The following is a 14684-nucleotide window of genomic DNA, read 5'->3' as shown; positions in this document are numbered from 1 at the left end:
TTCCATCTGAAATTTACTTTTTCTTAGGAGTAGAAAAAGAATAGAGCGATTTCCATGAAAACGAAGCTTATTTTTATCATTCGAAACGTAACATCGTTTATAAACTTTCCCTATCTTTGGGAAAATTAAAAAATAAAATAAGATGAACGTACAAATAGAAGAAAGCTGGAAACAACATCTGGCACCCGAATTTGAAAAAGATTACTTTATCAGACTCACTGAGTTTGTAAGAAGCGAATACCAGACTGCCACTATTTACCCACCGGGCAGATTTATATTCAACGCCTTCAATCTGTGCCCGTTTGACAAAGTGAAAGTCGTCATTATCGGCCAAGATCCCTACCATGGTCCCGGCCAGGCGCACGGACTCTGCTTCTCTGTTAATGACGGAGTACCTTTTCCTCCTTCCCTACAAAATATTTTCAAAGAAATACAAAGCGATTTGGGTGCTCCCATCCCTACTTCAGGCAACCTGACCCGCTGGGCGAATCAAGGAGTTTTATTACTCAATGCCACACTGACGGTCCGTGCCCATCAGGCAGGCTCTCATCAACGACGGGGCTGGGAGGAATTTACAGATGCCGCCATCCGTGTACTGGCAGAACAACGTGAAAATATTGTATTCATCTTATGGGGATCTTATGCACAGAAAAAAGGCGCCTTCATAGACCGCAACAAGCACCTGGTACTGGCTTCCGCACATCCGTCCCCCCTGTCAGCCTATAACGGTTTCTTTGGCAACAAGCACTTCAGCCGTACCAACGAATATTTGCAAGCGCACGGGCAAACACCGATTGAGTGGTAGACATAAATAAAAAACAGAATAAAAAAATGAGAAATGGTTGCGTGTTGTTATCAGAAACCATTTCTCATTTTTTTATTCCCAACTTCCTCCTAGTACCAATTCACCGCACTACCCGTATTGCTTCGCTGATCCCATTTCAAAGCATCGGTCAGCATACTGGAGTTAGCACGAATACTGAAGTTATAGGAAGTAAAGGGACCGAATACCAAGCCACAGCTCATATTGAAACAGTGCAGGTCACGGCTGATATTGACCGTTGTCATTGACATCTCTTTCGTATTAAAATCATACCCCGAAGAATAATTCACATTCCAGCGGCTACCCAACTTCACATTACCGGAAACATTCAATGAATGAGTCACCGAATAAGGATATCGCATCGTCTTGATATTAATCTGCTTGCTTCTGTCCTCACGAATACTATAACTATAACTCAAGCTCAATGACCATGGCATCTTGAAAGCCATATAGCCATCCGGATCTATAGCCGCCTTCTCTGTCTTTCTCAAACCGGAGTTATCTTCTTCCTCCGTGTTTTCATTGCCATCATCACTGTACTCATCCAGATTTTCATTCTTCTTGTCTTTATCCCCCTTACTGTCCTTTTCATCTTTCGGCCCAAACCACTTTTTCCACGAATCATTATTCAATGTATACGAGAAAGAACCGCTATACCCCTGAAAACGACCAAAACGTCCGTATGACCATTCTGTACGGTTGCCTTCCACTACCTTGCCGTCTTTATCAAACTCATAAGCATACGTAGCAAACTGGGCGTTCATATTAAAAGTATAACTCTTGGTCAGTTTCAAGCGCAGATTCATACTCAAATTTCCCCAAGGTTTCTCTTTAGCCGCCGCATTATAGGAAATACTGGCTCCCAACTGGTCAATCAAGCTGATTTTCTTCACTCCGGTAGTATCCGCATCGGATTTCACTTTCATTTCCACATTATTATCTATAGAGAAAGTGAAATTCTCGGATTTACCACTGGGCGAGAAAGAGTAAGGCAAACCTTCATATGGATTATAAGTCTGAGTACGTACTTCTCCATCCGTATCAGTATAAGTATACGTTCCCACATATCCATACCTAGACGTACTGAAGTCCGGCGCATAACTCATGCTCACCGAAGGAGTAAAGACGTGACGGATCATTTCAATCTTGTCGCCAAACAATTTCTTCCACGGTTTGTAGAAACCATACATCTTGGTATTCACCTGCAAGCTCAAATCATAGTTATACACACGGTTGAAACCGTTGATTGTATCTCTCCGCACATTATTAGGTGCCGACGGATCATAACTCTGCTCCACCTTGCGCATATACCAGCGCTCGGTATAGTTGAAAGAAGGCACAACGTTGATATATTTAAACAAAGTGAATGTAGCGCTGATAGGAATCTTATGCTGCATACCATTAGTCCATTTATTCAAACCCTGCTTCAGAATCAGATTATCCTTGGTATTAATCGAGTTCGTCATCTGGCCGGTATATTGGAGTGAGATTTTCTCATACCAACGTTCATCACCTACCGCTTTCTTACGCTTGAACGGATAAATACGGTTCAATGAAATATTCAAATCCGGCAACGTCACACTGATAGAAGAGTCACGCGTATTCTGAGAGATATTGAATGTACTGGACAGATTCAATCCTATTTCGGGGAAATTGCGCGAATAACTCACACTAGACGTCTTGGTGTTATTTGAATACTGCTGCGGGTTGTACAAACTACTCAGGTTACGCTGGTCATAACTACTGGTCGCAAAGTTCACATTCGCCGAAAAAGAGCTGTTAGGGTTAGCCTTGGCATCCTGTCTGTGACTCCATGCAATTCTGAAATCTTTTGTAACCATATAGTCCGGCATATTCTTCTCACCGGTTTTCGTTACCAGATAACTGGCATTGAAATTACCGCTATATTTATATCTCTTGTTATAATTAGACTGCACGGACAGACCCCATGAACCTTTCGTAAAGATCTCACCCAACACTTTCAAATCCATACGGTCACTGATGGCGAAATAATATCCCCCATCACGCAAATAAAAACCACGATTCATTTCATCACCGTATGTAGGCATAATGAATCCTGACGAATAACTGCTGTTAAACGGAAAAAATCCGAAAGGAATAGCGATAGGCAACGGCACATCCTCCACCACCAGCTGGGCAGGACCGAAAACCACATTTTTCTTAGGACGCACTTTCGCCATGGAAAGTTTCAGATAGAAGTGAGGATGTTCGTGATTATCACACGTAGTATATCGTCCGTGACGCAAATAAAGTTCATCATTAGCACCTTTCTTCGACTCCTCACTGGTAACGTATCCTTCCCCCTGCTGAGTAACGATATTATTAATGAACCCCTTCTTCGACTTGAAGTTATAACGCATGATTTTTGACTCATACGGAGTCTCGCCATCCTTAAAGACAGGAGTACCTTTTTCCACGCCAACCGAGTCGGGAACACCACGGGCATACACCGTACTGCTATCCATGTTCATTGTAATCACGGCAGAGGTCAACTCTATTTTCTCATAGTTCACCTTACCGTCACCATACAGATGGGCATATCCGCCCTCAGTGAATACGATAGAGTCATTTGCTTCATAAATAACAGGCGCATCCAACGGCTGTTTCTTTTTAGGTGCAACCGTATCGATAGACAACGTATCTACCAAAGCACTATCTACTTTCAGGGAATCATTACCGGATGCAGAATTCCGCTTTCTGCGTTGAGCACCTGTACTTAAAGAAAGTGACAGGCATGCAAATAGTAGTAGGAATGTTATAAATCTATGTCGTTTTAGTGGCGTCATTCACAAATCATTTACGCTTTTGAGGGGCAAAATTAAGCATTATCCGCCAATAATGAACTATTTAGCGGATATTTAATTTATTTTTAAGGCTTACAAGAAACATTCGCACCAATGGTTAAAACGGATTATCCCATCTTCCCCATAACGTGAAATACTCTTTAACGCCTTCTCCACGCTCTTTTCCCTGTCCAGATGCGTCTTTGAGAAAAACTTGTCGGCAAAGCAAATAACCTGTTCTTCCAGCGAAACCGGAACCATATTCCGATGAGGAACAGGCAACTGCTGGTCAATAATACTTTGCAAAGACATACCCGCTCCCGTATGTCTCTCACAGACCAATGCATGACGCGGAAATCCTTCTTTCCGCATCAGATCAGCCCCCAAATATCCATGACAAATATAAGGATAAGATCCGAAACAACAAATGCCCTCAGCATCCGTCATAAAAATACCAATATCGTGCAGCATCGCCGCCTCTTCCAGAAACTGCTTGTCCAGATTCAATTCCGGATGCTTTCCGGCAATCCATAACGCCTTATCGGCCACCGAACGGCTATGCGCCAGCAGGATATGTTTCAGTTCATTATCTTCAGGATAATATTTATTAATGATAGCAAGTGCGTCCATTCTCAATTAAATTCTTATTTTTGTGCAATATTACAAAATAATCGCCACATATCATGAAAACAAAATACATTTTCCTATACTGCCTCTTGTTTATCTGCAACGCCGTGACCGCGCAAAAGGTTATCACCGGAGCCGAACAGATGGGCCGTCTCTTACCTATATTAAAAGGGAAGCGTGTGGCATTGGTTGTAAACCAAACCTCCAAAGTAGGAGAAACCCATCTGTTGGACACCCTGCTTGCAGCGCATATACAAATAAAAAAGGTATTCGCTCCCGAACACGGCTTCCGGGGTGATGCCGATGCCGGAGAAACCATCAGGAACGGAAAAGATACCCGCACGGGAATACCCATCCTGTCCCTTTACGGTAAAAATAAGAAACCTACAGCCACACAGCTACAGGACATAGACCTGATTGTGTTCGACATTCAGGATGTAGGCGCCCGTTTCTATACCTATATCAGCACCATGCAGTATGTAATGGAAGCTTGTGCCGAGAACCGGAAACAACTGGTCATCACAGACCGGCCCAATCCTTGTGATTACGTGGACGGCCCTGTGCGACAGAAAAACCAGAAAAGTTTTGTGGGTATGCACGCCATCCCCATTTTACACGGTTGCACTGTAGGCGAGCTGGCTCAAATGATCAATGGCGAAGGCTGGCTGCCCAACGGCAAAAAATGCGCGTTGACCGTCATCCCCGTGGAAGGCTGGAAACACGGACAACCCTATTCGCTTCCGGTAAAACCCTCTCCCAACCTGCCCAACGACCAGGCAATTGCCTTATATCCTTCACTCTGCCCGTTTGAAGGTACAGCCATCAGTGTGGGCAGAGGTACTCTTTATCCTTTTCAAGTAATCGGTTCACCGGATATCCGCATCTCCTCCTTTTCTTTCAGACCGGAAGCCTTGGAAGGCTTTGACAAGAATCCGATGTATAAAAACCAATACTGCTATGGCAATAATCTCCGCCATATCACCGCCCCGAAAGGATTCTCTTTAAAATACATCATCACCTATTATCAAGCTTATCAAGACCTTGGGAAAGCGGACAAGTTCTTTACCCGCCCGCAATGGTTCGACCTGCTGATAGGGAACCGTACCGTAAGGGAACAAATCATGAAAGGAGCCAGTGAAGAAGAAATCCGTGCAGGATGGCAGAATGAACTGGAAGCCTACAAAAAGATGAGAGAGAAATACCTGCTTTATGAATAATATTTCCTTCCAAGCTGACAGATTTCGTCAAAAAAGGAGACAACAACCCAATCTATTCAGGACACGCAGCACCATTCCTCTGCATCCACCAAGCCCCAACCACAAACGGCTTTCCAACCGCCAACACATGGAATCCGTTTCAATCTTCTTTCCGGAAGGCCTGCATACCTTTCTCACCACCCCGATGATATCCGTGTCCTCACATTCCTCATAAAAACGGCAGACGCCATCCCCCTGCATCAGATAACGACTGTCTCTTTTTTGAATAATCCGATGCAATACATACCGGTCTGTCTGCCGGAACAGAATGACATCAAAAAGTTTCAACTCCTCCTTATCATACGGCCCCACCACCACTTCATCCTTCCCATTTCTCAGTAAAGGCATCATGGAATTGCCTTTCACCCGGAACTTCACACTCCTGCCACTTTTGATTTCCGACTCCACCCACGCAAAGAAACATTCATTCGCTATCCGCTTCATACCCATCTCCATATAAAGTACGACATACTAATTTCACCGCCTCCGCATCGGGCAAACACTCCAGATGATAAACAGGAATGGATGAAACCATCTTTTCCAACAGACTACAAACCCCACAGTATAATTCCTCCTCGTATGCAAATGCAGGAGGAGCAGACGGATGCAAAGCTGCATAAGCCTGCAAAGTGTTCAATCTCCGTATCTTGTTATACGGTGCTTGTGACAAACGTACACATCCGGCCAACGGATAACGCTCCGCCTTATAACAAGGAGTCTTCCCACTCCACGGGCTGCCATATACCCACACGCCCCCCTCTTCATAACGCACAATGGGACTGTCATCATTCAGCAACTTACTTCCTGCTATATTTTCCCTCCACAAACGGGTATGGGTACTTTTTCCGGTTCCGCTTTCACCTAAAAAAAGAACCGCTTTCCCCTTATAAACAATACAACTGCCATGCAAGGCAACCGTATCTTTCCGTACCGTCATCAGGCCATACCCCATCCATAAGGCAAACCTTAAAAGACGGGGAGAATAATGACCATATAAACAGATACCTCTCCCGGTTCCACCCATCGTCCGGAGATAAAGCGACGGTTCTCCCTGCGGAGCCAGTTCCAACAAAAAGCTATCCCCACTCACACCAAAAGTACCGGTTACATCTTCATATCCGAACCCATAGGACTTTCTCTGAAAAGCCGGAAAACCCCAACCGTTTCCCTCCCAAACAGTAAAATCCGGCAACCAAGCACCCTCATATACATCTTTTGCCGAAACCAGATCCGGTTGCCAAACAAAAGGCTTGAAACCGCTGATACCATCCACCGCCTCCATCAACCTTTCGTCCGGCAATGCGAAGCAGTGGCCACCTATTTTATAAATTCGATCCATTGTCTTTTCCATTTAATCTGATTACACGATGACAATATGCCAACGAGCTTTCCCGATGGGCTATCGTAAGAACAGTCAGCCCCCTACACTCCTTCATCAGACCGAGAAGCATTTCATTGACAGCCCGTTCAGTCTCATTATCCAATGCAGAAGTAGCCTCATCCAGTAGAAGCACCTCCGCTTTCTTATACAAAGCACGGGCGATGCCTACCCGTTGTTTCTGACCTCCCGAAAGCCTTCCTCCCCCTTCACCCAAAGGAGTATCCATTCCTTGCGGCAATTCATCCACCCAAGCATCCAATCTCACCAGCCTCACTATCTCCGCTACCCGTTCCTTATCTATAGACCGGCATCCCAAAGCAATGTTTTCCGCCAAGGTCCCATCCAGCACAAACACTTCCTGTTGCACATATCCCACCTTGCGATGCCATTCCTGCCTCGGCACATCGGCAAGCGGCCTGCCATCTATCCGAATAGCGCCTTTATCTGGAGTGATAAATCCCAAAAGCAGATTAAACAAGGTAGATTTACCCACGCCACTCTCACCACAGATACCTACATATTCCCCCTTACGAATAGTACAACAAAAGTCCTTTAGAACCTCTTTACTTTCAGGATAAGCATAGGTGAGGTGTTCTATCCGTATCTCTTTTTGAAAAGAAAACGCTTCCTGCCCCCATGATGGAGAAACTGCTTCCATCCCCTTATCCCCCAACCCTTCCTCTATAATCCGCAGAGAATAGACCGCATTCTGTACTTGTGTCCAACCACCTAAGATGCCGCGCAAAGCGGGTAACAGCCGGAAAGCCGCCACAGCAAAGACACCTACCAGCGCTTTGATATCCCCTGTTCCGAAAACGGTGAGCAAGGTCAGCCCCGATATGACCGCCATTTCGGAAAGGCAAAGAGGAAGATGCTGTATCGTTTCCAGTTTCAAACGGCTCTCACTGATTTTCCTTACCTTCTGGGCGAATGCCTGCTGAAGAAAAGGAAACGCCGCATTCAGTTCCAATTCGGCATACCCTTTCATCGTTTCCGTGACCAGCCGGGATTGCTCACGACGAGCCTGCTGCTCCTGCTCACCATAACGGCGCATCGGTTTCCTGATCCCCCATCCGTAAATCAGCATGAAAGGCAGAAAGGCAATATACAGCATCAGTACCGTCAACGGAGCGTAAACCAACAAAGCTGCCGTCACCCAAAAAACAAGCAGCAGTTCTCCTGTCATGCGAAGCAAGGGGGAAAGAAGGTTTAAAGAAAAAGCATAACAGATATAGTTCACCTCATATCCCAGCCGGATACTCCCCCTGCTGCGTATAAACAATAATCCCCGTTGATAGTAAGAAGTAAAGAGAGAAAAGCTGAGCCGACGGTAAAGAGACATCAGAAAATGGTTTTGAAAACGTGAAAGCCCCGCTGCCAAAGCGTTTTTCACCAAAATAAAGACTATTGCCACCAGACAAAATAACAGGGCGGCATCTTTATCCCTCCCGTCATCCAACAGAAAAAACAAGACAGGCAACAGGGCAGCGAGTCCGGCAAAGTCAAGTAATGCGCAAAGAAATACGGCACAAACCACCCTTATCCCCATTTTCCTTTCATCAGGCAACAACAAACGGCAGATTCTTTTCAACATAAACCGCTTATTTTCGTTCCGTCTGGAAGATGGTATGGGGAGAGCGCAGATGCAACAGAATAGAATTTCCAACCCATTTGCACAGTGAAATGCGCAACACGCTGTTGCACGCACGATGAGTATGCAGCATACGTTTGGTTTTATAAACCAGAATGCCCCATTTATTCTTCGCCGGAACTGACATCGTATAGGGTGGCCGGATGATTTCCCGTAAGATTTCCTCCGCCAACCCTTCTCCTCCATATACAGGAACGGAAGTTCCTAAATAATCATTACAGAGGCGGGTCATTGCCAATATCATATTTCTAAAACGAATATCCGTCACTTCCTCAGGAATATGCAGGCCGTATCTATTCAGCAGGCAAGCCCAGTCGCAAAGATGATGAAGTGCCAGGCCGCGTGCATAATGCTGGGCGGCATGAAAAGCGAGAAATACGGTATTAAAGGTGGAAGATGGGATTAAAATGGAGCATTTTCCGTCCAATTCCGCCGATACGGGTTGTAGCAGTTTTTGAAGGAGCTTATCCATCTTCACTGCTATACGGTATGTTTCCGAATTAATGAAGGTTTTATGATTCTCTATCGGAATACCTTTATAGTAAAACATACTATGCTTTTCGGAGTGTTCAAAGTCCACCTCTATTCCTTTTTCTTCCATTAACCGGTCTGCCAGCCGGTTGGCCTCGGCATCACTTTTCCGGGAATGGTCTGCCGAATAAGTGAAGATGTCTATATCTCCCCCTTCCCTGTGCGAAGGAATGGGATAATAGGTGGAGAGGCCCACTCCTTTCAACTGGACCGTGGTAATGCCATGCGTTTTATAAAAAGCTGAAAGTTCGGCTATGGTATGGCAGTACCGCAGGTAGCGTTTTTCATAGTTCTCTACCGCCATCGCCCAGTTTAACTTCAAAGCCTTCGGGGGTTGCAAACAGGCCGGCAGAGTTTGTATTCCGTCCCATGCCAAGGCCATCACTCCCTGTTCCACTGCCAGCTTATAGCAACTCTGCCAAGATAACAATGACACATCGGCAAAAAGGGCAGAATTGACCGGAATGGTGTTCAAGGCTGAACACAGCAGAGCAAACAGCATTTTTTCTGATTGGTTCAATTCCATCGGTTCAGTCTATTATAACATTACATTTTTTCAATGAGCTAACCCAAGCCATTGCATCTTGCCGGGCTTGCTGCACCGGTATATGATAGGTTTTAGCCAAGAAACAACCTACCTCGTCTACAGAAAATTCCTTTCCGCAAAACTTGTTCCATAGAAAACGTGCGGAAGAGTTCAGCGAGATAATTCGGGTGAAATCCACATCCGGTGTACCTTGATTGATTATAATGGTTTCTCCGGCTATATGGCGGAGTTTGAAGTTAGAGTTGAGTTTCATAAGCAAAATATAAAGTAAAAAGACGGCTGTCCTATCGATAAAACAGAAGGACAGCCGAATTCTTATTATTCAACGTATTTATTATAGTCAGTACCATTCACCAAAGTTTTGTCACCAACTTTTATAGTCATTTCATTAGTCACATCTACTATCCCTACAAATGGACTAACGGGAGTATAAGTTCCTGATTTCTTTTGTTGACTGGCAACAGCACTGAAATTCAAAGCCGCCTGTTCCTGAGAAGTCAGCAAATCAGCAGAGCAATTATTGAAAATAATCACTCTATTATGGGTTGTATTATTTGCCACATCTCCAATAAACTTAGAAACATATCCCAAATTGCTTGTACAATCTCCGTTCAACGCCAATGTGATATTACTGGTATGACAATCTGTAAAGGTTACACTATCATACAAAGAACCTACCAAACCACCATAAGAAAATGATGCCGCAATGTTAGCCGTTTCTACCTTACAACCGGTTAATGTAGCTGTTGCATCTGATGTACCTTTGTTTTTTTCGATGTAACCGATCAAACCGCCTACACGGAAAGAGTTGGTCCCTTTAGTCAAAATTTTCACATTCTTAGCTATACAATTGGTATAAGTTGTGCCAGTTCCTTTGGAATATCCCACCAATGAGCCCACCCATTTGGGAGATTTTTCAGCAGAAGGCTCAATCGTTACCCTGTCAAGCGTTATATCCTTAATTGCAGCATTTCCATATACTGCTGCAAACAACCCGATACAAGCTTCGGGAGTATAAATGGTTGCTTGTTGATTTAATAAATACTGGCTCATATTCAGGTTAGAAATCGTATGTTTTCCTCCATCAAATGTTTTGCCGTTTATAACCATCCCCAACCAGGGCTTATTATTCAAATTAATATCTACACACAGTTTAGCATCAGCATCTACTGTTACAGGAAGAGAAGCAGCCGTTACCGAAGTCGGCGCTTGTTTAGACTGGAACCAAGCCAGTTCGGCCGCACTTTTAATTTGATAAACATTACCCTCCTTCTGAGGTTGGGTCTTGGTTGTTCCATCCCATGTATCCCTAATCAAGGTAAAACGATTGTAATCTGTTCCTTTTACTAAAGTCGTACTATTAACCGTAATAGTTCCCCCATCCACTTGAGCAGGAATGAAAGGACTCGTAGCATCAGCCAAAGAATAATGTTTCGCCGCTGAAACAGCAGCATTTATCACCTCTTGTGAAGCATCTTTTGCGTAAGTATAATCTGCAATATCACCATAACCAAAGGACTTCAAGTTTTCTTCGGTGAAAGAAGCATCCACACTGCAATCACTATCTATAGTAACCGTACCCACCAGGTTAATATCTCCAATAAACTTGGACATATAACCACTCCAAACTTTAGGACCATAAAAATCACTGGAAAATGCTCCGTATTTTGCACTGGAATTTTCATTGACAGACAACTTGATATTATCCACATCACAGTTATTGAACGTTCTATCCGCACTTCCTTGCACTGTTCCTACCAGACCTCCGATAGAGAAACTACCTTTTATTGTAACGTTACTTGCTGAACAGCCTTTCAATGTCACTGCTTTATCAGTACCACTCATCTTGCCAATAAATCCAATCAAACCGCCTATACGGTAGGCATCCGCACTGTTACTCTCAATCTTCACATTTTTAGCATGACAGTTTTCATACGAAGTTGTACCGTAAGAGTATCCCACCAAAGCACCACTCCATTTTGCATCGGCACCATTACCGGTTACTTCAAAGCCGTCTATCGTGATATTTTTAATCTGAGAACCCGGTTTAGTTGCCGCAACCAGCCCTACACAGGCATTGGGAGTATATTTACTCTGCTCCGAAAGTACAAAATTATCCACCCGTATATTAGAGATGGTATGATTTGCGCCATCAAAAACAGCATTTTCACCCAATACCATGCCAATCCACGGCTGTTGCTTCATGTCAATATCAGCACATAGTGTAACATTTCCCGTCATTGTAGCAGGCAGATCTTTTCCGGTTGTTGCTTTAGGAATTTCTTTCGACTGATAGTAAGCCAGTTGTGCAGCCGTATAAATTTTACCATCCGTGGGTGTTGCTTCCGCTACAGAAACGCCATCCCATTCTGATTTAAAATTAAACTTATCGGTATTACTGCCGCCCACTTTCTCAACAACTCCAGATCCATAGGAAGTTACTGTAGTTTCACTGGAATTTCCATCAGCCAATGATATATTTTTCACTGTACCATATACTTCTACATTACCGCCGGCTATGACAAGTTCTTTCACTGTCACCCCTTCTTTTATGATAAGAGTATGATCTGCTGTTTTGGCAGTCACTTTTGCATAAGTGGCTTTACCGTCAACTGCATCCAGAGTAACAGTAGAAGTAGGTAACTCAATCTTAAAAGAAGGTTCCGAAGATACACCACCTGCTTCTACAGCGGGAATGGCCACTCTTACAGTTTTGGCAACAGAAGATCCTTCTCCTTCAGAAGATTCCTTTATGGCAATTTCATTGGAAGCACTGATTTTATCAAAAGAAATGCTGACAGCCTCATTTTCCGAATTACTCTTTTTAGGCAATGCTATTTCCGGTGATTTTTCACTGTCCGGAACGTCTGCTATCACTATCGCATTGGAATTTTTCAATGCTTCGGTGGCTTTCGCTACGCTTTCTACTTCCGTAGGAACCTCGCCTATTACTTTATCGATAGCGACTGTAGCATAAAGTCTTACCCCACGTTCTGCCACGACTCCTTTACCATCATCCCCTCTGAATGTTTTGATGCTGAGTGTATTCTTATTATCTCCTGCTACTGAAATATTCAGTTCCGGATATGTATTGACAGGGATAGGGAAGTAGAATTCCAAGTCCTGAAGAGCATCGGAAACTGCAAAATTAATGGTAACCACTTTATTATCTGTTCCACTCACCTCTGTCACATTACTATTCGTTAAAGTTTTTAAAGTAGGTATTCCTTCGGCAGTGAAAGTAATTTCTACATTACCCGCAATATCCGGAGCATCTGTTCCTTGAGATGTCAAGATAGCCCGTGTATATCCGGCAGGGATGTTTTTCACTATAATATAGATTAAAGCCCCTGCATTCTTGAATGAAACTTGATTTTGTGCATCTTTACTTATCAGGCACGCCATAGGTGCCCCATTGTTATCTTTCGGATTTTCAGATTTATACGTATAAGAAACAGGCATATCATAACTTATCTTTGTCCCATCATATGTTACATCTTTGGAATAAGGATAGTAAGCTACCTTCTTCTCTCCTTCACAGGAACCCGAAAACTCCGCACTCTGTGTACCCGCCTCACTAGAAAGGGTATATTCATTATTTACATATGAACCAGAATTGTTCGATTGGGAAAATATACCGATTTTATCTCCGGCACTCCACTTTACAGATGCCCCATCCATATAAGTTCGTGATTCGACGGATGGTATCGTAGCAACCAATATGTCATTGCCTGTTCTTCCATATCCTTCCTCAAATGTTTCATTTGAGCAGCCACTCATTGCAAAAATAAAAGCGGCAAAGGATAGATACATTATATTTCTCATGATGATAAAATTTTATTAATTCAAAGGCCTGTCTACATAATCAGGAGCACTTACTGCAAATCCTTTTTCCACTTCTACTTCGATAACCTCCACTTTAGGAGCCTCATACATTTCCATATTGTTTGTTTCCATAATTTCCGTACAATAAATTTAGATTTTAATTTTTCAATGATTCTGTTCAGACATTATACGCCCCAATTATACCATAGAATATTTTTCATTGAAAGATACTATAATTGCCGTCTGTGGGCAGAAGACTCCTGGCGGTCCGGTGACATATACTGTGTCTCCGCAACCTCGACTTGACAGATAACGGGAAATAAGGATTCGCATTCCCGCTTGCAGTGTTGTTTTCATACGTCTGTAAATGTTAGATCAGTCTATCTTGTCAAAAGACTTTGCCTAACTCCCCCTCCTCTGTTCGGCGGTTAACAATAAAAAAGCGTGAGGGCTGTATCTTGTTTATCCTATCGTCGGGCCTTCGCATTGCCTTGTACCTAGATAAACAACAGCCACCCACGCCATTAGGTATATAGATGCCACAGTAATGGCAGGTATATAACACAGACGTGAGCGTTGTTGTTATCATCTTCAGGTACAGTTCAAAGTTGCGAAGTTTGACGATAGAAGATAATTTCAATAACGCTTCTTAAAATATGTAACTTTCTACTACGCCATAGTATAATAGTCGGTACAAATATAATAATTTCTTAAATAGGAAAAACGTTTCTTAGCGATTATTTTTAATAATTGCTACCACAAGCATTAAAAACACTTCTGTATTTCACAATAAATCGACTCAACATAACACCAATATTAATAGAAAGTTATAAGCAATTATGCCCTCATGCTCTCACTAAGAAGTTAACATATTGATAATGAATACTGAATGAATGATGATAGCATATTTCAAAAAGTATCTTTGCCCTCATGCCCTCATTCTACAGAACAAATAAAAAGAGTATATCTATCTGATAACCAACAACATGAGCACATACAAAGTCTTAATTCAAAAGTTTGTCAACCATCGCATTTTGAGCTTTTTCATCACAGTATACTCTATTTTACAAACATCCGATTACATTTTCATGCTGACAAGTTCTACTCATCGTACTTTCCTATTTGTTCTTTCTATTATTCGCAATTGCTTACTCACTAATGTGACTAACTCTAATCACAAACGTGACTAAAGTTAATCACAAGTGTGATTAAATCTAACCACTAACGTGATTAAGCAAT

At 43.1% G+C, this 14684-nt stretch carries 10 protein-coding genes; 2 read left to right on the top strand and 8 right to left on the bottom strand.

The genetic code is table 11. From position 1 onward, the window contains the following. Positions 1 to 142: 142 nt before the first annotated feature. Entirely contained in the window at positions 143 to 805 is a 663-nt protein-coding gene (locus tag RE317_RS06775; protein WP_005840435.1) for a uracil-DNA glycosylase, read from the top strand. 89 nt (positions 806 to 894) lie between these two features. Here the strand turns inward: RE317_RS06775 and RE317_RS06770 are convergent, their stop codons facing one another. Together RE317_RS06770 and RE317_RS06765 are read right to left on the bottom strand one after the other, a co-directional pair. Then, positions 895 to 3630, bottom strand: coding sequence for a putative LPS assembly protein LptD (locus tag RE317_RS06770; protein ID WP_022508814.1), 2736 nt, complete (start codon positions 3628 to 3630; stop codon positions 895 to 897). Positions 3631 to 3720: 90 nt separating this feature from the next. Further along, entirely contained in the window at positions 3721 to 4257 is a 537-nt protein-coding gene (locus RE317_RS06765) for an HD domain-containing protein (RefSeq protein WP_005840439.1), read from the bottom strand. A 53-nt stretch (positions 4258 to 4310) separates the two neighbouring features. Between RE317_RS06765 and RE317_RS06760 the strand changes: the two genes are divergently transcribed. Further along, positions 4311 to 5471: an exo-beta-N-acetylmuramidase NamZ domain-containing protein gene (locus RE317_RS06760; RefSeq protein WP_008671501.1), complete on the top strand. Its 1161-nt coding sequence runs from the start codon at positions 4311 to 4313 to the stop codon at positions 5469 to 5471. Between the two features lie 27 nt (positions 5472 to 5498). Here RE317_RS06760 and RE317_RS06755 read toward each other — a convergent pair whose 3' ends face one another. The 6 genes from RE317_RS06755 to RE317_RS06730 all read right to left on the bottom strand — a co-directional run bounded on the left by RE317_RS06755 (position 5499) and on the right by RE317_RS06730 (position 13445). After that, on the bottom strand, positions 5499 to 5966 hold the full coding sequence (locus RE317_RS06755; RefSeq protein WP_012056038.1) for a S26 family signal peptidase: 468 nt from the start codon (positions 5964 to 5966) through the stop codon (positions 5499 to 5501). Continuing rightward, the gene (locus RE317_RS06750; RefSeq protein WP_016270742.1) at positions 5935 to 6849 is read right to left on the bottom strand and encodes a hypothetical protein; all 915 of its coding nucleotides are present in this window, start codon (positions 6847 to 6849) and stop codon (positions 5935 to 5937) included. Before RE317_RS06750 ends, RE317_RS06755 begins: the two co-directional genes overlap by 32 nt. Then, a complete protein-coding gene (locus tag RE317_RS06745; protein WP_118430173.1) occupies positions 6833 to 8485 on the bottom strand; it encodes an ABC transporter ATP-binding protein in 1653 nt (550 codons plus the stop codon). The genes RE317_RS06750 and RE317_RS06745 overlap by 17 nt, the downstream gene beginning before the upstream one ends. Before the next feature lie 7 nt (positions 8486 to 8492). After that, complete coding sequence (locus RE317_RS06740) at positions 8493 to 9599, bottom strand: nucleotidyltransferase family protein (RefSeq protein ID WP_117873336.1); 1107 nt, start codon at positions 9597 to 9599, stop codon at positions 8493 to 8495. A 4-nt stretch (positions 9600 to 9603) separates the two neighbouring features. Continuing rightward, the gene (locus RE317_RS06735; RefSeq protein ID WP_117794899.1) at positions 9604 to 9873 is read right to left on the bottom strand and encodes a PqqD family protein; all 270 of its coding nucleotides are present in this window, start codon (positions 9871 to 9873) and stop codon (positions 9604 to 9606) included. A 65-nt stretch (positions 9874 to 9938) separates the two neighbouring features. Then, the gene (locus tag RE317_RS06730) at positions 9939 to 13445 is read right to left on the bottom strand and encodes a fimbrillin family protein (RefSeq protein WP_133302977.1); all 3507 of its coding nucleotides are present in this window, start codon (positions 13443 to 13445) and stop codon (positions 9939 to 9941) included. Positions 13446 to 14684: the final 1239 nt, after the last annotated feature.

The organism is Phocaeicola sp. GP0067, from assembly GCF_031119655.1.
Lineage (GTDB): Bacteria > Bacteroidota > Bacteroidia > Bacteroidales > Bacteroidaceae > Phocaeicola > Phocaeicola vulgatus.
The sequence above is the reverse complement of the archived record's forward strand: the minus strand, read 5'-3'. Positions and strand labels throughout refer to the sequence as shown.